Consider the following 19,751-nt stretch of genomic DNA (forward strand, 5'->3'; position numbering starts at 1 on the left):
TTCAGCGCTCGGTTTCGCCTTTCGCCGACAACCCGTAGCGCTTCATCTTCTCGTACAGCGTCGCCTTGCCGACATGCAGCCGGTCGGCCGTTGCCGCGACCGCGCCGCCCGTCTGGTTCAGCGCCTCGGCGATCACCGCGCGCTCGAATTGCTCGATGCGCTCCTTCAGCGTCTGGTCGTTGTCGGCGCCGTCGCCCGCCCCCGTTTCCGGCGGCATGTCGGCCACGCCAAGCACGAAGCGGTCGGCCGCGTTGCGCAGCTCGCGCACGTTGCCCGGCCAGTCGCGCTGCATCAGGCTCGCGCGCTGTCGGTCGGTCAGCACCGGCGCGGGCCGCCCGTAGCGCACGGCCGCATCGAGCATGAAGTGCTCGAACAGCGGCACGATGTCCTCGCGGCGCTCGGCGAGCGGCGGCAGCGCGATCGTCACGACGTTGAGCCGGTACAGCAGGTCGCGCCGGAACGTGCCGGCCGCGACGAGCTCGCTCATGTCGCCCTTCGCGGCCGCGACCACGCGGCAGTTCACGCGGATCGGCTGGTTCGAGCCGAGCCGCTCCAGCACGCCGTCCTGCAGCACGCGCAGCAGCTTCACCTGCAACGCGAGCGGCATGCTTTCGATTTCGTCGAGGAACAGCGTGCCGCCGGACGCGTATTCGAGCTTGCCGACGCGCCGTTTCGCGGCGCCGGTGAACGCGCCGGGCTCGTAGCCGAACATCTCGGACTCGAACATCGGCTCGGGCAGCGCGCCGCAGTTCACGGCGATGAACGGCTTGTCGCGGCGCGGCGACAGCTCGTGCAGGCTGCGTGCGATCAGCTCCTTGCCGGCGCCCGTGTCGCCGTTGATCAGTACCGACGCGTCGGTGGGTGCGATGTTCGCGATCAGCTTGCGCACCTGCTCGATCGCGGGGCTGCGGCCGATGATGCGCGGCGCGACGACGTTCTGTCCGGCCAGCTCGCGCCGCAGCGCATGGTTCTCGAGCACGAGCTCGCGGCGCTCGAGCGCGCGGCGCACCGTCTCGATCAGGCGCTCCGCCGCGAACGGCTTTTCGATGAAGTCGTACGCGCCGTCGCGCATCGCCTGCACGGCCATCGAGATGTCGCCGTGCCCGGTGACGAGGATCACCGGCACGTCGGGCACGCGCTCGCGGCACTGCGCGAGCACGTCGAGCCCGCTCGCGCCGGGCAGCCGGATGTCGCTGACGATCGCGCCGGCGGTATCCGCGACGATCGCCTTCTCGGCCGCTTCGGCCGACTCGAAGCCGACGACGTCGAAGCCCGCCAGTTGAAGGCTCTGCACGCTCGCCCGGCGCACGAGCGCATCGTCTTCGATATAGATCACTTGCAGCCGGTTGGCCATCGTACTCACTTGCTCCTGACGAGCCGCGCGGCACGCGCGGCCCTCGTTGATGCCGGTCGTTCGCCGACCGGGCCTGCTCATGCTAATGCGAGCCCGCCGGCTCGGACACGGAGTCCGGATGATGCGTGCGCGCGCGCCGCAGCGTCAAGACGAACAGCGCGCCGCCCGACGGTGCGTTGCGTGCGGTCAGCGCGCCGCCCGCGTCGCTCGCGATCGACGACGAGATCGCGAGGCCGAGCCCGAGCCCGCGCCCCATTTCCTTGGTCGTGAAGAACGGCTCGAACAGGCGCGGCAGCAAATCGGGCGCAATGCCGGAGCCGTTGTCGCGCACCTCGACCGCGAGCGTCGCGGCCGACACCGCGATCGTCACCTCGATGGCCGGCGCCGCGACGCCGGCCACCGCGTCGAGCGCGTTGCCGAGCAGGTTGATCAGCACCTGTTCGAGACGCAGATCCTCGCAGCGCGCGACGAGTTCGGGATAGTCGTGCGCCAGATCGAGCGGCACGTCGCGCGCGGGCGAGACGGTCGCGTCCTGCAGCGTCAGCGTGAGCGCGACGCCGCGCAGGCGCTCGTCGAGCAGCGACAGCACGCTGCGCAGCGCGCGCACGACGAGTGCCTGCTCGTTGCGCGGCTTCGCGCGGCCGACGAACAGCTTCAGCTGGTTGGTGATCTTGCCCATGCGCTCGGTGAGCGCGGCGATCGCCTCGAGATTCTCGCGCGCGGCGGCCTGCTCGCCGCGATCGAGCAGCACGCGCGTGTTGTCCGAGAAGCCGCGCAGCGCCGCGAGCGGCTGGTTCAGTTCATGCGTGATGCCGGCCGCCATCTGGCCGAGCGCGGCGAGCTTGCTCGCCTGGATCAGTTCGTCGTGCGCGGCGCGCAGTTCCTGCTCCGCGCGGATCCGGTCGCCGACTTCCTTCTGCAATTGCTCGTTCGCCTCCGACAGGTCGGCCGTCCGTTCCTCGACGCGCCGGTTCAGCTCCGCGTATGCCTGCTGCAGCAGCGCGCGGCCGCGGATCATCTCGCGCACGCGGGCGCGGCGCATCCGCCAGTAGAACGCGAGCAGCGCGACCGATACGAAGCCGAAACCGGTGACGATCGTGGCGTTGCGCGCCTCGGCATCGATCGGCGCGATCGGCGCGAGCGTGACGAGCAGCCAGTCGGGCTCGCCGATCCGGCGCTTGCTGGCGAGGAAGCGCGGCGCGCGCCGGCCGGCGCCGAGCCGCACGATTTCCGCATCGGCGCCGAGCGTCTGCTCGACACGCAGCGGCAACGGCGTGACCGGTTGCTGCGCGTACTGGCGCGTTTCGTAGATCGACGCGGCGACGGGCCCCGTGAGCGGGCGCAGCGTGTGGTACTTCCATGCGGGCACGGACGACAGGAACACGACGCCGTGATCGTCCGCGACGACGAGCGGCTCGGACGCGTCGGCGCCCTGGAACCATTCGAGGTTGAGCTTCACGACGACGACGCCCGCGATCCGGCCGTCGCGCCACACGGGCTGCGAGATGTAGTAGCCGGGATCGCGCGAGATCGTGCCGATCCCGAAGAAGCGGCCGACCTGGCCGTTCATCGCATCGAGGAAATACGGGCGGAACCGGTATTCGATCCCGACGAAGCTGTCGGGCGCGCGCCAGTTGCTGGCGGCGACGCACAGGCCGTCCGCGCCGATCACGTAGGTGACGGTCGCGTGCGCATGTTCGTTGAGGTCTTCGAGATAGCGGTTGACGCGGGCGGTGTAATCGCCGCGCTTCGGCTCGGCGAGGAGGTCCTGCACGTACGGATGGCTGCCGAGCAGATAAGGCAACGACTCGTAGCGGTCGAGCGTGCTCTTGAGCGCGTTGGTGGTGCGATCGACGCGCACCGCGGCATTGCGCTGCAGCTCGGCGACGCCGCGCTGCCAGGTGATCGTCCACGTGAGCGCGCACGCCGCGGCAAGCGCGGCGGCAAGCACGACGAGGATGAGCAGGCGGCGCGTCACGGTCGAGGCTTCCTGGCGATGCGGATCGCCTATTGTGTCATAGGCCTGCGCATCGATGCCCCGGCCGCCGCGGGCCGCATGGCCGGCGGACGGCGCCGCCGCCTGCTCGTTCATCGCGTCAGACGCCGGCCGTCTCGGTCGGCGCGACTTCGGCGCCGCCCTTCAGCGCCTGGCGCAGCTTGTTGCGGTCGAGTTCCTTCTCCCACGCCGACACGACGACGGTTGCCACGCCGTTGCCGACGATGTTGGTCAGCGCCCGGCATTCGCTCATGAAGCGGTCGATGCCGAGGATCAGCACCATGCCCGACAGCGGGATCGTCGGCACGACGGCCAGCGTCGCGGCGAGTGTGATGAAGCCCGCACCGGTCACGCCGCTCGCGCCCTTCGACGTCAGCATCGCGACGGCCAGCAGCGTGAGCTGCTGCATCCACGTCAGCTCGATGTTGGTCGCCTGCGCGATGAACAGCACGGCCATCGTCATGTAGATGTTGGTGCCGTCGAGGTTGAACGAATAGCCGGTCGGCACGACGAGCCCGACGACCGAACGCGAGCAGCCGGCTTTCTCGAGCTTCTCCATCAGCTGCGGCAGCGCGGCTTCCGACGAGCTCGTGCCGAGCACGATCAGCAGTTCTTCCTTGATGTACGACACGAAGCGGATGATCGAGAAGCCCGTGAAGCGCGCGATCGTACCGAGCACGACGAGCACGAACACGACCGACGTCAGATAGAACGTGCCGATCAGCTTGAGCAGCGGCACCAGCGAGCCGACGCCGTACTTGCCGATCGTGAACGCCATCGCGCCGAACGCGCCGATCGGGGCCAGCTTCGTGACGATGTGCACGATGCCGAACAGCACGCGCGTCAGGCCGTCGATGAAATCGGTGACCACGCGGCCGCGCTCGCCGAGGTGCGCGAGCACGCTGCCGAACAGCAGCGCGATCAGCAGGATCTGGAGGATTTCACCTTGCGCGAACGCGTCGACCATCGTGTTCGGGATGATGTGCATCAGGAAGTCGACCGTCGACTGCCCGTGCGCCTTCGCCGCGTACGACGCGACGGCCTTGCCGTCGAGCGTCGCCGGATCGATGTTGAAGCCGACGCCCGGACGCAGCAGGTGCGTGGCCGCGAGGCCGAGCAGCAACGCGAAGGTCGACACGATCTCGAAGTACAGCAGCGCCTTGCCGCCGACGCGGCCGACCTTCTTCATGTCCTCCATGCCGGCGATGCCGGTGACGACCGTACAGAAGATGATCGGGCCGATCACCATCTTGATCAGCTTGATGAACCCGTCGCCGAGCGGCTTCATGTCGGTGGCGAGCGCCGGGTAGTAGTGGCCGAGGATCACGCCGACGATGATGGCGAAGATCACCTGCACATAAAGCACTTTGTAGAAGGGTTTCTTCTTCACGATGATTCCTGCTGAAGTAGATGATGAGCCGGTGGAAACGGCGTCACGCGCGCAGGGATGAATGAGAACGGGAGGCAATCCCCCCGGAGCCAATCGCCCGCGCGGCTGCCGTGCCGCAACAAGCGATGCCTCAGAACATCCGGAAGGGGAGGAAGGCGCTGGTCATCGATTGTCTCCTTGATTTAATAGTCAGGCCGAGGGCGGCCATGCGCTTTACATTGCAAGGTCGATGCCAGGTTTCCGGAACCCCTCAAGCCGTTGTTTTCATTGTATTTCCCATAATGCGGCAGGCAAGGAAATCCGGGATTCCGGATTTCCGGAAAATATCCGTCCGGCGATCCGGACGGATGGGCACATTGATCGGACGAATTCAGTGCTGCACGGCCCGGCTCGCCAGCACGCCCGTCTGCGCGTAGAACTCCTGCCGCGCGAACGCGTCGCGCTCGCGGCGCGCGCGCTCGCCGCGATCCGCGAGCGAGCCGACGACGATCCCGATGAACGCGAGCGGCACCGACACCAGCGCCGGGTTGTCGAGGAACACCGGCGCGTGCGCATGATGCAGCACGTCGACCCACACCGACTTCGACAGCACCGTGAGCGCGACCGCCGACACGAGGCCGAGGCCGCCGCCGAGCACCGCGCCGCGCGTCGTCATCCCGCGCCAGAAGATCGACATCGCGAGCACCGGGAAATTCGCGCTCGCGGCCACCGCCGCGACGAGCCCGACCATGAACGCGACGTTCACGTGCTCGAACAGGATCGACAGCGCGATCGCGACGGCCGACAGCACGATCGTCGCCGCGCGCGAGATGCGCATTTCCAGCCGCTCGTCGGGCTTGCCGCGCGCCCACATCTGCGCATACAGGTCGTGCGAGATCGTCGTCGCGCCGGCGAGCGTCAGGCCCGCGACCACCGCGAGGATCGTCGCGAACGTGACGGCCGCGATGAACCCGTAGAACCAGTTGCCGCCGACCGCCTGCGCGAGCTTCACCGCGACCATGTTCGAGCCGCCGAGCAGGTCGTGCGTCAGGTTGAACGTGCCGTTCGCGCCGAGCCGGAAGAATTCCGGATGCTGCGCGAGCAGCACGATCGCCGAGAAGCCGATCACGAAGGTCAGCAGGTAGAAATAGCCGATGAAGCCCGTCGCGTAGAGCACCGACTTGCGCGCCTCCTTCGCGTTCGGCACCGTGAAGAACCGCATCAGGATGTGCGGGAAGCCGGCCGTGCCGAACATCAGCGCGATGCCGAGCGACAGCGCATTGGCCGGATCGCGGATCAGCTTGCCGGGCCCCATGATCGACAGCGCGCCCGGATGCACGGCCACCGCGCGGCGGAACATCTCGTCGATGCTGAAGCCGAATTCGCCGAGCGCGAGCAGCACGAGCAGCGTCGCGCCGCACAACAGCAGCACGGCCTTGATCATCTGCACCCAGGTCGTTGCGGTCATCCCGCCGAAGAACACGTAGACGACCATCAGCACGCCGACGATCAGCTCGGCCGTGCCATATGACAGCCCGAACAAAAGCTGGATCAGCTTGCCCGCGCCGACCATCTGCACGACGAGGTACAGCACCACGATCGTCAGCGAATTCGCGGACGTCAGCAGCCGGATCGGCCGCTGCGCGAAGCGGTACGCGACGACGTCGACGAACGTGAACTTGCCGAGGTTGCGCAACGGTTCGGCGATCAGGAACATCACGAACGGCCAGCCCACCAGGAAACCGATCGAATAGATCAGCCCGTCGAAGCCGAACATGAACACCATGCCGGACAACCCGAGGAACGACGCGGCGGACATGTAGTCGCCCGCGATCGCGAGCCCGTTCTGCAGCCCGGTGATACCGCCGCCGGCCGTGTAGAAGTCGCGCGTCGAGCGCGTGCGGCGCGCGGCCCAGCGCGTGAGCGCGAGCGTCGCGAACACGAACGCGAAGAACATCCCGATCGCGACCGGGTTCAGCTCGACCTTGTCGGGCATCGGGCCGGCGACGCCGGTCGCATGGGCGGCGGAGGAAACGAGAACGGCCAGCGCGACGAGCGCGCTCGAAATGCATCGCATGTCGGCCTCCGTTACGAGCGCTGCAGGATCGCGTCGACGCGGCGGTCGAACGCACGGTTCGCGCGCAGCACGTAGCACGCGGTCAGGCCGATCGCGACGAGGATGATCGCGACGCCCGCGGCGATCCCGACCGTCGTCGTCGCGCCGCGGTACAGCGGCGCGGCGAGCACGTGCGGCGCGAGCGCGACGAGCAGGATGAAGCCGTAGTACGTGGCGATCATCAGCGCCGTCAGCGTGAAGCTGAAGCGGCGCCGTGCCCGCACGAGCTGCTGGTAGTCGCGGCGCGCCGTGACCGTTTCGATGACGGAAAGCTCCATGTTGTCTCCAATATCGTCTCGTCGTATCGCGAGCGCTGTCTTGTGGATGGTCGGCGCGCATCGACTGCTCCGCCCGCGCCGCGGCGGCAACCCATGAAACGCGTTACACGACGCGATCCGCACGCAGCCGCGCGACCTCGTCGGCCGACATCCCGAGCCAGCCGCCGAGCACCGCCTCCGTATCCGCGCCGAGCACCGGCGGCGCACCGCGCACCGGCAGCCGCGCGCCGTCGAAGCGGTACGGCGGCGCGAGCACGTCGACCCCGCCCGCGACCGGATGCGGCTGCCGCGTGACGAGCCCGGCGCGGGTCGCGCGTTCGGACGTCAGCGCTTCGTGCAGCCCGAGCACTTCGCCGCACGGAATGCCCGCACCGGCGAGCGCCGCCAACAGCGCCGCACGCGAGCGGCGCGCCAGTTCGCGGCGAATCTCGGGCAGCAGGTCGGCACGATTCTCCGATCGGCCGAGGTTGGTCTTGTAGCGTTCGTCGGCCGCGAGATCGGGCCGCTCGATCGCGTCGCAAAAGCGCGCAAACTGCGTGTTGTTGCCGACCGTGATCACGAGCGGGCCGTCGGCCGCATCGAACACGCCGTACGGCACGATCGACGGATGCGCGTTGCCGTAGCGCGGCGGGTCCTCGCCCATCAGCAGCGCGTCGAGCCCGTAGTACGCGGTGATCATCAGCCCGCAGTCGAACAGCGCCATCTCGATGCGACGACCGCGCCCCGTCGCATGGCGCTCGTAAAGCGCGGCGAGGATCGCCTGCGCCGAATACATGCCGGTGAACAGGTCGACCGCCGCGACGCCGAACTTCAGCGGCGGCTGGCCGGCCTCGCCGTTCAGCGCCATCAGCCCGGCCTCGCCCTGTACGACGAGGTCGTAGCCCGGCCGCGCGGCCTCGGCGCCCGATCGGTCGTAGCCCGAGATCGCGCAGTGCACGAGGCGCGGATTCAACTCGGCCAGCGCGTCGTAGCCGAGCCCGAGCTTCTCCGCGCCGCCGAACTTGAAGTTGTGGAGCACCACGTCGGCCTGGGCGGCCAGTTCGCGTGCGATGCGCTGGCCGGCTTCCGTCTGCAGGTCGACGCAGATCGACCGCTTGCTGCGGTTCACGCTGTTGAAATACGTGGTTTCGGTGTCGCCGATCCGCAGCCCCCAGTCGCGCGTATCGTCGCCGCGCGCCGGATGCTCGACCTTGATCACTTCCGCGCCGAAATCGGCGAGCACCATCGCGCACCACGGGCCCGCGAGCACGCGCGAGAAATCGAGCACCTTCACGCCGGCCAGCGGCAACGCGCGCGCTTCGTTCGTCATCCTTGTCTCCTCCATTCGCGTTTGCACCGTTACCGTTTCGACAGCGCGATGTAGCGCGCGAGATGGTGATCCTCGTCGCCGAGCTGGTGATCGATCATCACGAGCCGCTTCGCGTAGTGCGACAGCGGCAACTCCCACGTCATCCCGATTCCGCCGTGCAGCTGGATGCTTTCCTCGGCGACGAGCGTGCCGATCCGGCCGATGCTGTATTTCGCCGCCGCGAGCGCGCGTTCGCGCACCGCGCGCGGCGCATCGAGCTGCGCGGCCGCGTTGATCACGGCCGAGCGCGCCTGCTCGACTTCGAGCAGCAGGTCGGCCATGCGGTGCTGCAGTGCCTGGAAGCTGCCGATCGGCAACCCGAACTGCTTGCGCGTGCGCAGATACTCGAGCGTCGCTTCCTTCGCGACATCCATCGCGCCGAGCGCTTCCGCCGACAGCGCGAGCAGTCCGTAGCCGAGCACACGCTCGAGCAGCTCGGCGCCCGCTTCGCCGTCGTGCGTGCCAAGCGCCGCATCGGCCGGCAGCGCGACGCGTTCGAAGCGCACTTCGGCCGCGCGGCCGCCGTCGATCTTCCGGTAGTCGCGCAGCGACACGCCCGGCGCATCGGCCGGCACGACGAACAGGCCGATGCCGGCCGCGTCGTCGTCGCGGCCCGACACGCGCGCGCTGACGACGAAGAACGCCGCCTGCGCGGCCTGGTCGACGACGCCCTTCGCGCCCGTCAGCACCCAGCCGTCGCCCGAGCGTTCGGCGCGCGTGCGCACGGTCGTCAGTTCGTAGTGCGAGCCCGGCTCGTCGTGCGCGAACGCGGCGCTCGCGCGGCCGTCGATCAGCGCGGCGAGCCTGTCGCGATGCGCATCGCCGCCCGCGAGCGACAGCGCGCGGCCGGCCAGCAGCGCGCCGAGGAACGGCTCGACGACGAGCCCGCGCCCGAGGCATTCGAACACCACGGCGATGTCGAAGCCCGCGCCGCCGAAGCCGCCGTCGGCTTCGCTGAACAGCGCGCCGATCGTGCCGAGTTCGGCGAAGCGCTGCCACATCGCGCGGTCGAAGCCTTCGGCCGACTGCGCGATGCGGTCGCGCACCGGAAATGCGTACTGGTCGGCGATGAAGCGGTTCAACGTGTCCGCCAGCATCCGGCGGTCTTCTGTGTGCTGGAAATCCATCGTCGCGTCCCTCGTTACAGCCCGAGCATCATCTTCGCGATGATGTTCTTCTGGATCTCGTTCGAGCCGCCGAAGATCGACAGCTTCCGGTTGTTGAAATACTGCTGCGCGGCGCTCGCGGCTTCGTCGGGGCCGACCGGCTCGCCGGCGTGGTCGGCATGGTCGGCGTCGAGCGCCTCCTCGATGAACGGCTGCGCATACGGCCCCATCGCGCGCCGCATCAGCGCGGTGATCTCCTGGCGAATCTGCGTGCCGCGGATTTTCAGCATCGAGCTTTCCGCGCCCGGCACGCCGCCGCCCGCGACCGAGGCCAGCACGCGCAGGTTGGTCGTGCGCATGTTCTCGAGCTCGATCTCGACGCGCGCGACGCGTGCCGCGAAGAACGGATCGTCCGCGAGCGGCCGGCCGTTCTTCGTGACCTTCGCGGCCACCGCGCGCAGCCGGTCGAGGGCAGCGGTCGAGAAGCCGATTCCGGCGATGTTGGTGCGCTCGTACGTGAGCAGGTATTTCGCGTAGGTCCAGCCGCGGTTCTCTTCGCCGACGAGGTTTTCCGCCGGCACGCGCACGTCGGTGAAGAACACCTCGTTCACCTCGTGCTCGCCGTCGAGCGTGATGATCGGGCGCACGTCGACGCCCGGCGCATTCATGTCGATCAGCAGGAAGCTGATGCCTTCCTGCTTGCGCACGTCGGTCGCGGTGCGCACGAGGCAGAAGATCATGTTCGCGTAGTGGCCGAGCGTGGTCCACGTCTTCTGGCCGTTCACGACGTAGTGATCGCCGTCGCGCACCGCGCTCGTCTTCACCGCCGCGAGATCGGAGCCCGCGCCCGGTTCCGAATAACCCTGGCACCACCAGTCGGTGCCGTCGAGAATGCGTGGCAGCCAGTGGCGCTTCTGCGCGTCGCTGCCGTACTTGATCAGCACGGGGCCGAGCATGTTCACGCCGAACGGCACGATGCGCGGCGCGCCGGCGAGCGCACATTCGTTGTCGAACAGGAACTTCTGCGCGACGCTCCAGCCGGGGCCGCCGTATTCGCGCGGCCAGTGGCTCGCGAGCCAGCCGCGGGCATTCAGGATCGCGTGCCATTCGCGCATGTCGTCGCGCGTCAGGTGCAGGCCGCCCTTCACCTTGCGCGCGATGCGCTCGGGCAGTTCGGCTTGCAGGAAGCGCTGCACTTCCGAGCGGAAGGCTTCTTCTTCGGGCGTGAAATCGAGGTCCATCTTCGGTCCGTTGCAAATGCGGTTGGCGTTCAGTCGAGGCGGTTCAGGCTCGCGAAATCCGCGCCGCGCGCGACGAGATCGACGAGCAGCGGCGACGGCTTCCAGAACAGCGGATCTTCCTTCGCGAACGCGCGGATATCGGCGAGCACGTTCGCGAGGCCGACCGTGTCCGCGTAGTGCATCGGGCCGCCGCGATAGCGCGGGAAGCCGTAGCCGTACAGGAACACCGCGTCGACGTCGAGCGGGCGCAGCGCGATCTTCTCGTGCACGACGTTCGCGCCTTCGTTGATCATCGCGGCGAGATAGCGGCGCAGGATCTCGTCGTCGGTGAACGTGCGCGGCGTGACGCCCTTCTTCGCGCGTTCCTGCGCGACGATCGCGTCGACTTCCGGATCGGGCGTGCCGACGCGCGCGCCGTCCGGATACAGGTAGTAGCCGCGGCCGGTCTTCTGCCCGAACCAGCCGCGCTCGCACAGCCGGTCGGAAATCTCCACGTAGCGTGCGTTCGGATCGCGCGTCGCCGCGCGGCGCTTGCGGGTCGCCCAGCCGATGTCGCCGCCCGCGAGATCGACCACCTGGAACGGGCCCATCGGGAAGCCGAACTCGCGCACCGCGCGATCGATCTGGTACGGCGACGCGCCGTCTTCCATCAGGTAGTCGGCCGCCGTCCGGTAGACGGCGAGGATCCGGTTGCCGATGAAGCCGTCGCATACGCCCGCGCGCACCGGCGTCTTCTTCAACTGCTTCGCGAGCGCGAACGCGGTCGCGACGACGTCCGCGCTCACGCGCGCCGGCACGACGATCTCGAGCAGCTTCATCACGTTGGCCGGCGAGAAGAAATGCAGGCCGATCACGTCGGCCGGCCGCTCGATGCTCGCGGCGAGCGCGTCGATGTCGAGATACGACGTGTTGGTCGCGAGCACCGCGCCCGGCTTGCACACGCGGGCCAGCTCGGCGAACACGGCCTGCTTCACGGCCATGTCCTCGAATACGGCTTCGATCACGACGTCGGCCTGCGCGAGCGCGTCGTACGACGTGCTGCCCTTGAAGCGCGCGAGCCGCGCCGCATGCGCGGCCGGCGTCATCCGCCCTTTCGCGACGAGGCCGTCGTACACCTTCTCGACGTGCGTCCGGCCGCGCGCGAGCGATGCTTCGTCGCGCTCGATCATCGTCACCGGCAGCCCGGCGTCGAGCGCCGCGACCGCGATGCCCGCGCCCATCGTGCCGCCGCCGACCACGCCGATCCGCTCGACCGGCCGTGCGCTCCCGCGCCGCGCCTCGGGCGCCTTCGCCGCTTCGCGCTCCGCGAAGAACGCATGCACGAGGCCCGCGCGCTGCGGGCTGTCGATGCACTGCAGGAACAGGCTGCGTTCGAACTTCATCCCCGCGTCGAACGACTGCGTGAGCGCGGCCTCGACCGCGTCGACGATCTTCGCCGGCGAGAAGAGGCCGCGCGACTTCTTCGGCAGTTCCGCGCGCGCCGTGTCGATCGCGACCTGCGCGGCCGCGCGGTCGGCCAGGCCCTGCGCGTCGCGCGTGCGGCGCACGGGTGCGCCGAGCGACACGAGTTCCTGCGCGTAGGCGAGCCCTTCGGCCAGCGTGTCGTCGCTGTGCGCGATGCGATCGACGAGGCCGAGCGCGAGCGCTTCCTCGGCGCTCGCGTGGCGGCCCGTCAGCATCAGGTCGAGCGCGGCCTTCGCGCCGATCAGGCGCGGTGCGCGCTGCGTGCCGCCCGCGCCGGGCAGCAGGCCGAGCGTCACTTCGGGCAGCCCGAGCTTCGCGCCGGGCACCGCGAGCCGGTAATGCGCGGCCAGCGCGACCTCGAGCCCGCCGCCGAGCGTCGCGCCGTGCAGCGCGACCACGACCGGCTTGGCGCCCGATTCGATCCGTTCGCACACGTCGGGCAGCGACGGCGGCACGGGCGGCTTGCCGAATTCGCGGATGTCAGCGCCCGCGATGAAGTTGCGGCCGGCGCCGACGATCAGCACCGCGCGGATCGCGTCGTCGGCCTGCGCGGCGTCGATCGCGTCGGCGAGGCCGCGCCGTACGTCGGCGGACAGCGCGTTGACGGGCGAATGGTCGATCGTGACGACGAGCACCTTGTCGCGCCGCTCGCGCGTGACCGTGCCGGTGGGAGGGGTAGCGGGGGAATTCATGGCGTCTCCTGTCGAAGCTGTCGATGCAGCAGGCATGACCCGATTCTCGATTGATCGAGATTCATTGACAATTCCCGCAGGCCTTTACAAGCTGTCAAGTCTGACTTGACACTGAATGTTTTCCGACCGTTAAGCGGGACAGATCATGAGACGACAGACATGGACCTGAACGCGCTGACGCTGCTCGTCGAGATCCTCGACGCCGGCAATCTCAGCAAGGCCGCGCAGCGGCTCAAGATGAGCCGGGCGAACGTCAGCTACCGGCTGAACCAGCTCGAGCGCTCGATCGGCCAGCAGCTCGTGCGGCGCACGACGCGACGCATGGAGCCGACCGAGATCGGACTGAAGCTGTACGAGCACGGCCGGCGCATCCGCAACGAACTGCTCGCCGCGCAGGAATCGGTGACCACGCTCGGGCAGGACCTGCAGGGCCGCGTGCGGCTGTCGGTGCCGAGCGGCTACGGGCAGATGGTGATGTCCGAATGGCTGCTCGCGTTCAAGCGGCGGCATCCGGGCATCGTGCTCGACGTGGTGTTCGAGAATCGGGTGGAAGATCTGATGCGCGACGAAGTCGACATCGCGATCCGCGTGATGTCGGAGCCGCCGCAGAATCTCGTCGCACGCGACATGGGCGCGGTGCGCTACATCGCGTGTGCGTCGCCCGCGTTCGCGGCTGCGCACGGGATGCCGTCGAGCCTCGGCGCGCTTGCAGCCGCGCCGGTCGTCACCGCGACGGTGATGGGCCGGCAACTCCGGATCGCCGCGTATCTCGGCGACGAGCGCCACGAGGTGCTGCTCGAGCCCACGCTGATTTCGGAGAACTTCCTGTTCCTGCGGCAGGCGATCCTCGCGGGAATCGGCGTCGGCATCGTGCCCGACTACGTGATGCAGGACGATATCCGGGGCGGCGCGGTCGTCACGTCGCTCGACGCGTACCGGCTCAGCATCTTCGGCACGCACATGTATATGCTCTACATGCCGAACCGGCACCACACGCGCGCGACGTCGACGTTCATAGAGTTCATCCTCGAACAGGCCGGAAAGACCGGCCGGGGCGGGCCCGGCGCGATGCGTCAGGGTTTCCTGTCGGGTGACAATCCGCCGGGCACGCGGCGACAATAGCGCGCCGAGGCGGGCAGCGCCGTTGCGCCAACGTCGACGCCGCCGTCTCCTTCGAATTCACTGCTGCCGAGGGTTCAATGTTCGACCGGATTCGTCCGCATTCGCGTCCCTGGACGCTGCTCGCCGCCGTCGCGCTCGTCGCGTTCAACGCCGGCTGCACGTCCCCGTCCGCGCCGTCGGGCGCCGTCGTCCCGGTCGCCGCCGCCTCGGGCGCGGCCGTCCCGCTGCCCGGCGTTCACGCGCCCGAACTGTCGTCCGGCTGGACGGACAAGCCGGGCTGGACCTCGCAGCACTTCATGATCGCGGCCGCGAACCCGCTCGCCACGCAGGCCGGCTACGACATGCTGAAAGCCGGCGGCACCGCGATCGATGCGGCCATCGCGACGCAGATGGTGCTCGCGCTGGTCGAGCCGCAATCGTCGGGCATCGGCGGCGGCGCCTTCATGCTGTACTTCGACGGCAAGACGACGCAGGCGTACGACGGCCGCGAAACCGCGCCGGCCGCCGCGACCGACCGCCTGTTCTACGGGCCGACCGGCCAGCCGATGGGCTTCTACGAAGGCGTCGTCGGCGGGCGCTCGGTCGGCACGCCGGGCGTGCTGCGCATGCTCGACGCCGCGCACCGCGCGCACGGCAAGCTGCCGTGGCGCCGGCTGTTCCAGCCGGCCATCCGGCTCGCCGAGCGCGGCTTCACGATCAGCCCGCGGCTCGCGATGCTGATCGCGAACGACAAGTACCTGAACAACGACCCGGCCGCCCGCGCGTACTTCTACAATGCGGACGGCACGCCGAAGGCGGCCGGCACGGTGCTGAAGAACCCCGCGCTCGCGACCGTGCTGCGCCAGGTCGCCGACCGCGGCGCGAACGCGTTCTACACCGGCGCGATCGCACGCGACATCGTCGCGAAGGTGCGCAAGCACCCGACCAACCCGGGGCTGCTGTCGCTGCAGGATCTCGCGCGCTACAAGGCGAAGGTGCGCGCGCCGCTGTGCGCCGACTACCGGCGCTCGGTGGTATGCGGGATGCCGCCGCCGTCGTCGGGCGGCCTCGCGATCGCGCAGATGCTCGGCATCCTCGAGGCGATGCCCGACTGGCAGCAGATCGGCGCGCAGAAGCCGGTACGCAATGATGTCGGCTACGAGCCGACGCCGTTCGCCGCGCACCTGTTCAGCGAAGCCGGGCGCCTCGCGTATGCGGATCGCGCGCGCTACGTGGCCGATCCCGATTTCGTGCCGCTACCGGGCGGCAACTGGGCGAGCCTCACCGACAAGACCTATCTCGCGCAGCGCGCGCGGCTGATCGGCGACCAGAGCATGGGCGTCGCGCAGGCCGGCACGCCGCAGGGCGCGACGCTCGCGACGGCCGACGACCGCAGCCCCGAATTGCCGTCGACGTCCGATATCGCGATCGTCGACCGCTACGGGCAGGCGCTGTCGATGACGACCAGCATCGAGGATGCGTTCGGCTCGCGGCTGATGGTGCGCGGCTTCATGCTGAACAACCAGCTCACCGATTTCTCGTTCGTGTCGAACGACAACGGCCGGCCGGTCGCGAACCGCGTGCAGCCCGGCAAGCGGCCGCGCTCCGCGATGTCGCCGGAGCTCGTGTTCGACAAGAAGACGCAGCAGGTGACGATGATCGTCGGCTCGGCCGGCGGCCCCGCGATCATCAATCACGTCGCGAAGACGCTGGTCGGCGTGCTCGACTGGGGCATGACGATGCAGCAGGCGATCGCGCTGCCGAACTTCGGGTCGATGAACGGGCCGACGCAGCTCGAGCGCGGCCGCGTGTCGGACGCGCTGGCCGAAGGGCTGAAGGGCCGCGGGCACGACGTGCGGGTGGTCGAGATGAACTCGGGGCTGCAGGGGATCCAGCGGCTGAACGTGCAGGGGCAGACGGTGTGGTTCGGCGGCGCGGACCCGCGGCGTGAAGGGGTCGCGATGGGGGATTGAGCGCCGCGGCGCGATACCGTTCGCCCACTTCGCGGCGGCGCTTCGACTTGTCCTACGCGCGTCGCCCGCTTCCGCTTCGCCTCCCCGTCCAACCGCGACATCGCGATCGACACGCACCCTCCGCCATGCGCTCCGACAGCGTGTGCGCCTACTCGGGCAGTTCGGCGCAACGACCGCACTCGCCGATGTCGCATGCCGATCGGCAGCGTGCGCCCGCGCTGCGCGCCGTTCAATGCAACGGACCGCGTCGCGGATCGATCGGCGTCGTCACGCCGCAACGCGCCTCGATCACCTCGCCCGCCGCAAGGCAACGGCTTTCCTGAAAGCGCCCGGCCACCAGCTGCACGCCGACCGGCAGCCCATCCACCGCGCCGATCGGCACGGACAGGCCCGGTAGACCGAGAATCGCGGTGGCGAGCATCGGGCCTTGCGCATCCAGAATGCCCCGCATCGCGTCGTCTCCGCAGCGATCCGCATCGATCGGGAACGGGCGCTGCCAGGACACCGGCATCAGCAGCAACGGGTGACGGGCGAAAAAAATCTGCCAATGGCGCAGCACCGACGATCGCCGCGACAGCGCGTTCATGTAGCCGACCATGTCGAGCGGCTTCGCGAGATGCCTCATGCTCGCGCAAGCGACCCGGACCGCGTCGTCGCCGTAGGCGTCGATCGCACCGCCCATGCCGGCCTCCATTTCCGCCGTCGTCAACGCGAGCCACAGATCGGCCGCTTCCCGCAGCGCCGGCGGCGTCGCGTGCACGACGGAATAGCCGGCCGCATCGAGGCAGCCGGCGGCGAAATCGAGCGCATCGAGCACCGCCGGATCGGCCTCGATGCCGTCCATCTGCCGGCACAACGCGACGCGCGTCGGCCCCGCGTCGGCACTCAACGGCGCCGGCACCCACCAGGGATCGTTGAGATCCGGCGCGGCGAGCGCCCGCAGCGCGAGGCGCAGATCGGCCACCGTGCGTGCAAGCGGCCCCTGTACCGACGCAAGCTGAACGGCCGGCGTCCGCTCGTGCGCCTGACTCGGATTGAACGCGGGCACACGCCCCTGGCTCGGGCGCAATCCCGCCACGCCGCACGCATACGCCGGATATCGAATCGAGCCGCCCAGATCGTTGCCGTGCGCGATCGCGCCCACGCCGGTCGCCACCGCGACAGCCGCGCCGCCGCTGGATCCGCCGGATGTCACGCCGGGCACCCACGGATTCAGCGTCCGGCCGTACAGCTCGTTGTCGGTGAACCAGCGCAGCGAAAACGCGGGCGTATTGGTACGGCCGATGATGATCGCGCCTGCCTTGCGCAGATTCGCGACGACCGGGCTGTCGGCGACCGCCACGACGTCGCGATAGGCGGCGACGCCATTGCTTGTCGCACGGCCGGCCATGTCGACATTGACCTTCACCGTCACGGGCACCCCGTGCAGCGGGCCGACTCGCGCCCCTCGAGCGATCCGCGCGTCCGCGTCGGCAGCAGCCTGCATCGCATCGTCGGCAAGCACGTCGACGACCGCATTGGTCTGCGGATTGACGGCATCGAGCCGCGCAAGACAGCTCGCGACGACCTCCTGGGCCGAGCATTCTCGTTGCGTCAGGTTTGCCACGACCTCCGTTGCGCTCAGGCGCCACAGTTCCCTGTCCATCCGTATGGTCTCCTCGATGCGCTGCACCGCGCCTTCTTTGTTTGAGATAAAACTATCTTATGAAGAATTGGCGCGCACCGACAGACAATTTGTTTTTGGGCGTGGCAGCCAGCAGTTGCCGCCCGCGAGTGGGTTTTATACGGAGGAATGGCGGATCAGCCACCGAAGGCACGGCTGCAGCTGGTCGGGCGGGCGGCATCCGGGCCGCCACGCGCAGCCCGCGCCGAGCCATGCTGCCGTCGGCAACGCGATCGGGCCGACGAACGCGAGGACGATCTCGATGCCCGCTCAGCCTCTCCCCTTCCACGGCACCACGCGCCGCTCGACCCACCGCATCGCGAGATCGAACAGCCACGCGATCATGCCGATGATCAGGATGCCCATCACGACGATGTCGGTGCGCAAGAAGCTCGATGCGTTGAGCACCATCTGCCCGAGTCCGGCCGTCGCGGCGACCATCTCGGCCGCGACGAGCGTCGTCCAGCCGAAGCCGATCGCGATCCGCAGCCCCGTGAGGATCTCCGGCAGCGCGGCCGGCAGCACGACGTGCCGCACGATCTGCGCGAAGCTGCCGCCGAGCGAATACGCGGCGTTGATCTGCTCGATCGTCGCCGCGCGCACGCCGGCGCGCGCGGCCATCGCGATCGGCGCAAAGCACGCGAGGAAAATCACGACGAGCTTCGCCGTTTCGTCGATGCCGAACCAGATCACGACCAGCGGCAGGTACGCGAGCGGCGGCAGCGGCCGGTAGAACTCCAGCAGCGGATCGAGCACGCCGCGCGCGACGCGGCTCACGCCCATCAGGATGCCGGCCGGCACGCCGATCGCGGTCGCGAGCAGGAACGCGCCGAACACGCGCGCGGCGCTCCACAGCAAATGCTCGGACAACGGCAGGCCGCCCTGGATGCGGCCGTGCCACGCGTCGACGAAGGCCGCCCACACGGCTTCCGGGGCGGGCAGGAAGAGCGGCGGCAGCCACTGACGATGCGTCGCGACCCACCACAGCACGGCCAGCACCGCGACCGTCGCCGCGCTCAGCCCGGCCGTCTTTCCCTGCCCCGGCAACCGGTAACGGTGCGATGGGCGAGATGGGCGCGCGGCGCGCGCCGCCGCCTGACGCCGCGTCGTGCGGTCGTCCTGCTCGAAACTCACATCTGTGCGATCGGCCGCCCACGAATCCTGCGTGCTCATGCTGTCCTGCCTGTTCAAAGTGCTGTTCCGGCCGCGCCCGACGGCCACGCCCTGCCGCGCCCATTCGCGCATCACGCGGCCTCCCCGGCCGCTTCCTCGCGATGCAGATACGCGATCAGCCGCTCGCGCCATGCGATGAAATCCGGCGACGACTTCACCGCACGCGCATCGCGCGATTCGACGTAGCGGCGCGCGAACGGCAACTCGAAGGTTTCGGCGATGCGGCCGGGGCCCGGCGTCATCACGACGAGACGCGTCGCGAGAAAGAGTGCCTCCTCGACGTCGTGCGTGATGAAGAACACCGTCTTGCCGGTGCGCGCCCACACGTCGAGCACGAGCGCCTGCATCGTGCCGCGCGTCATCGCGTCGAGCGCGCCCATCGGCTCGTCCATCAGCAGCACGTGCGGGTCGCTCGCGAGCGCACGCGCGATGCCAACCCGCTGCTGCATCCCGCCCGACAGCTCGTACACGCGCGCATGCGCATGGCCGTCGAGCCCGACCAGCGCGAGCATCTCCCGCGCCCGCGCTTCGCGCTCGGCCTTCGACACGTGCGCGAAACGCAGCCCGAGCGCGACGTTGTCGAGCACGTCGAGCCACGGCAGCAGCGCGTATTTCTGGAACACGACGCCGCGGTCGGCGCCGGGGCCCGTGACCGGCACGCCGTCGACGCGCACGTCGCCGGACGTCGGCGCGACGAAACCGGCCATGCAGTTCAGCAGCGTCGTCTTGCCGCACCCGGATGCGCCGAGCGCGACGACGAATTCACCGGCATCGATGCGCAGGTCGACGCGCGCGAGCGCCTGCGTCGTCGGCCTGCCGCGCTCGCCCGGATAGGCAACCGATACCTGGCGGACTTCCAGCGTGCTCATGATCGAGG

General features: G+C 69.2%; 14 protein-coding genes. 2 read left to right on the forward strand and 12 right to left on the reverse strand.

Annotated features, from left to right (window positions below; genetic code table 11):
* Position 1 precedes the first annotated feature (1 nt).
* From CFB46_RS02475 to CFB46_RS02515, 9 genes are all read right to left on the reverse strand, one after another.
* Positions 2-1,354 carry a sigma-54-dependent transcriptional regulator gene (locus CFB46_RS02475; protein ID WP_027785528.1) on the reverse strand — a complete coding sequence of 451 codons (1,353 nt, stop codon included), beginning with the start codon at positions 1,352-1,354 and terminating at the stop codon, positions 2-4.
* Positions 1,355-1,436: 82 nt separating this feature from the next.
* Positions 1,437-3,446: a sensor histidine kinase gene (locus CFB46_RS02480; protein WP_089499187.1), complete on the reverse strand. Its 2,010-nt coding sequence runs from the start codon at positions 3,444-3,446 to the stop codon at positions 1,437-1,439.
* A 4-nt stretch (positions 3,447-3,450) separates the two neighbouring features.
* Positions 3,451-4,740, reverse strand: coding sequence for a dicarboxylate/amino acid:cation symporter (locus CFB46_RS02485; protein WP_027785530.1), 1,290 nt, complete (start codon positions 4,738-4,740; stop codon positions 3,451-3,453).
* 370 nt (positions 4,741-5,110) lie between these two features.
* Positions 5,111-6,796, reverse strand: coding sequence for a cation acetate symporter (locus CFB46_RS02490; RefSeq protein WP_089499188.1), 1,686 nt, complete (start codon positions 6,794-6,796; stop codon positions 5,111-5,113).
* An 11-nt stretch (positions 6,797-6,807) separates the two neighbouring features.
* Positions 6,808-7,113: a DUF485 domain-containing protein gene (locus CFB46_RS02495; RefSeq protein WP_089499189.1), complete on the reverse strand. Its 306-nt coding sequence runs from the start codon at positions 7,111-7,113 to the stop codon at positions 6,808-6,810.
* 103 nt (positions 7,114-7,216) lie between these two features.
* Positions 7,217-8,422 (reverse strand): CaiB/BaiF CoA transferase family protein, encoded by a 1,206-nt coding sequence (locus tag CFB46_RS02500; protein ID WP_089499190.1) that lies wholly within the window; start codon positions 8,420-8,422, stop codon positions 7,217-7,219.
* A 29-nt stretch (positions 8,423-8,451) separates the two neighbouring features.
* A complete protein-coding gene (locus tag CFB46_RS02505) occupies positions 8,452-9,588 on the reverse strand; it encodes an acyl-CoA dehydrogenase family protein (RefSeq protein WP_089499191.1) in 1,137 nt (378 codons plus the stop codon).
* A gap of 14 nt (positions 9,589-9,602) precedes the next feature.
* Positions 9,603-10,808 carry an acyl-CoA dehydrogenase family protein gene (locus CFB46_RS02510; RefSeq protein ID WP_089499192.1) on the reverse strand — a complete coding sequence of 402 codons (1,206 nt, stop codon included), beginning with the start codon at positions 10,806-10,808 and terminating at the stop codon, positions 9,603-9,605.
* Positions 10,809-10,837: 29 nt separating this feature from the next.
* Positions 10,838-12,964 carry a 3-hydroxyacyl-CoA dehydrogenase NAD-binding domain-containing protein gene (locus tag CFB46_RS02515; RefSeq protein WP_089499193.1) on the reverse strand — a complete coding sequence of 709 codons (2,127 nt, stop codon included), beginning with the start codon at positions 12,962-12,964 and terminating at the stop codon, positions 10,838-10,840.
* Between the two features lie 159 nt (positions 12,965-13,123).
* On the opposite strand from CFB46_RS02515, the gene CFB46_RS02520 reads away from it, so the two are divergent.
* Together CFB46_RS02520 and ggt are read left to right on the forward strand one after the other, a co-directional pair.
* A complete protein-coding gene (locus CFB46_RS02520) occupies positions 13,124-14,086 on the forward strand; it encodes a LysR family transcriptional regulator (RefSeq protein ID WP_027785537.1) in 963 nt (320 codons plus the stop codon).
* 77 nt (positions 14,087-14,163) lie between these two features.
* Positions 14,164-16,038: a gamma-glutamyltransferase gene (ggt, locus tag CFB46_RS02525; RefSeq protein ID WP_089499194.1), complete on the forward strand. Its 1,875-nt coding sequence runs from the start codon at positions 14,164-14,166 to the stop codon at positions 16,036-16,038.
* 229 nt (positions 16,039-16,267) lie between these two features.
* Here ggt and CFB46_RS02530 read toward each other — a convergent pair whose 3' ends face one another.
* The 3 genes from CFB46_RS02530 to CFB46_RS02540 form a co-directional block, all read right to left on the reverse strand.
* On the reverse strand, positions 16,268-17,683 hold the full coding sequence (locus CFB46_RS02530) for an amidase family protein (RefSeq protein WP_089499195.1): 1,416 nt from the start codon (positions 17,681-17,683) through the stop codon (positions 16,268-16,270).
* A 288-nt stretch (positions 17,684-17,971) separates the two neighbouring features.
* Complete coding sequence (locus CFB46_RS02535; protein ID WP_089499196.1) at positions 17,972-18,946, reverse strand: ABC transporter permease subunit; 975 nt, start codon at positions 18,944-18,946, stop codon at positions 17,972-17,974.
* Entirely contained in the window at positions 18,946-19,743 is a 798-nt protein-coding gene (locus CFB46_RS02540; RefSeq protein ID WP_089499197.1) for a taurine ABC transporter ATP-binding protein, read from the reverse strand. The genes CFB46_RS02535 and CFB46_RS02540 overlap by 1 nt, the downstream gene beginning before the upstream one ends.
* Between the last annotated feature and the right edge of the window lie 8 nt (positions 19,744-19,751).

The sequence above is a fragment of the Burkholderia sp. HI2761 genome (assembly GCF_002223355.1).
Classification (GTDB): Bacteria; Pseudomonadota; Gammaproteobacteria; order Burkholderiales; family Burkholderiaceae; genus Burkholderia.

Bases quoted from the DNA above. Each gene is read 5' to 3' on its own strand.
- CFB46_RS02495 (WP_089499189.1), bottom strand. From the start codon at position 7,113: ATGGAGCTTTCCGTCATCGAAACGGTCACGGCGCGCCGCGACTACCAG.
- CFB46_RS02515 (WP_089499193.1), bottom strand. From the start codon at position 12,964: ATGAATTCCCCCGCTACCCCTCCCACCGGCACGGTCACGCGCGAGCGG.
- ggt (WP_089499194.1), top strand. From the start codon at position 14,164: ATGTTCGACCGGATTCGTCCGCATTCGCGTCCCTGGACGCTGCTCGCC.
- CFB46_RS02510 (WP_089499192.1), bottom strand. From the start codon at position 10,808: ATGGACCTCGATTTCACGCCCGAAGAAGAAGCCTTCCGCTCGGAAGTG.
- CFB46_RS02480 (WP_089499187.1), bottom strand. From the start codon at position 3,446: ATGAACGAGCAGGCGGCGGCGCCGTCCGCCGGCCATGCGGCCCGCGGC.
- CFB46_RS02535 (WP_089499196.1), bottom strand. From the start codon at position 18,946: ATGCGCGAATGGGCGCGGCAGGGCGTGGCCGTCGGGCGCGGCCGGAAC.
- CFB46_RS02530 (WP_089499195.1), bottom strand. From the start codon at position 17,683: ATGGACAGGGAACTGTGGCGCCTGAGCGCAACGGAGGTCGTGGCAAAC.
- CFB46_RS02540 (WP_089499197.1), bottom strand. From the start codon at position 19,743: ATGAGCACGCTGGAAGTCCGCCAGGTATCGGTTGCCTATCCGGGCGAG.
- CFB46_RS02475 (WP_027785528.1), bottom strand. From the start codon at position 1,354: ATGGCCAACCGGCTGCAAGTGATCTATATCGAAGACGATGCGCTCGTG.
- CFB46_RS02500 (WP_089499190.1), bottom strand. From the start codon at position 8,422: ATGACGAACGAAGCGCGCGCGTTGCCGCTGGCCGGCGTGAAGGTGCTC.
- CFB46_RS02490 (WP_089499188.1), bottom strand. From the start codon at position 6,796: ATGCGATGCATTTCGAGCGCGCTCGTCGCGCTGGCCGTTCTCGTTTCC.
- CFB46_RS02505 (WP_089499191.1), bottom strand. From the start codon at position 9,588: ATGGATTTCCAGCACACAGAAGACCGCCGGATGCTGGCGGACACGTTG.
- CFB46_RS02520 (WP_027785537.1), top strand. From the start codon at position 13,124: ATGGACCTGAACGCGCTGACGCTGCTCGTCGAGATCCTCGACGCCGGC.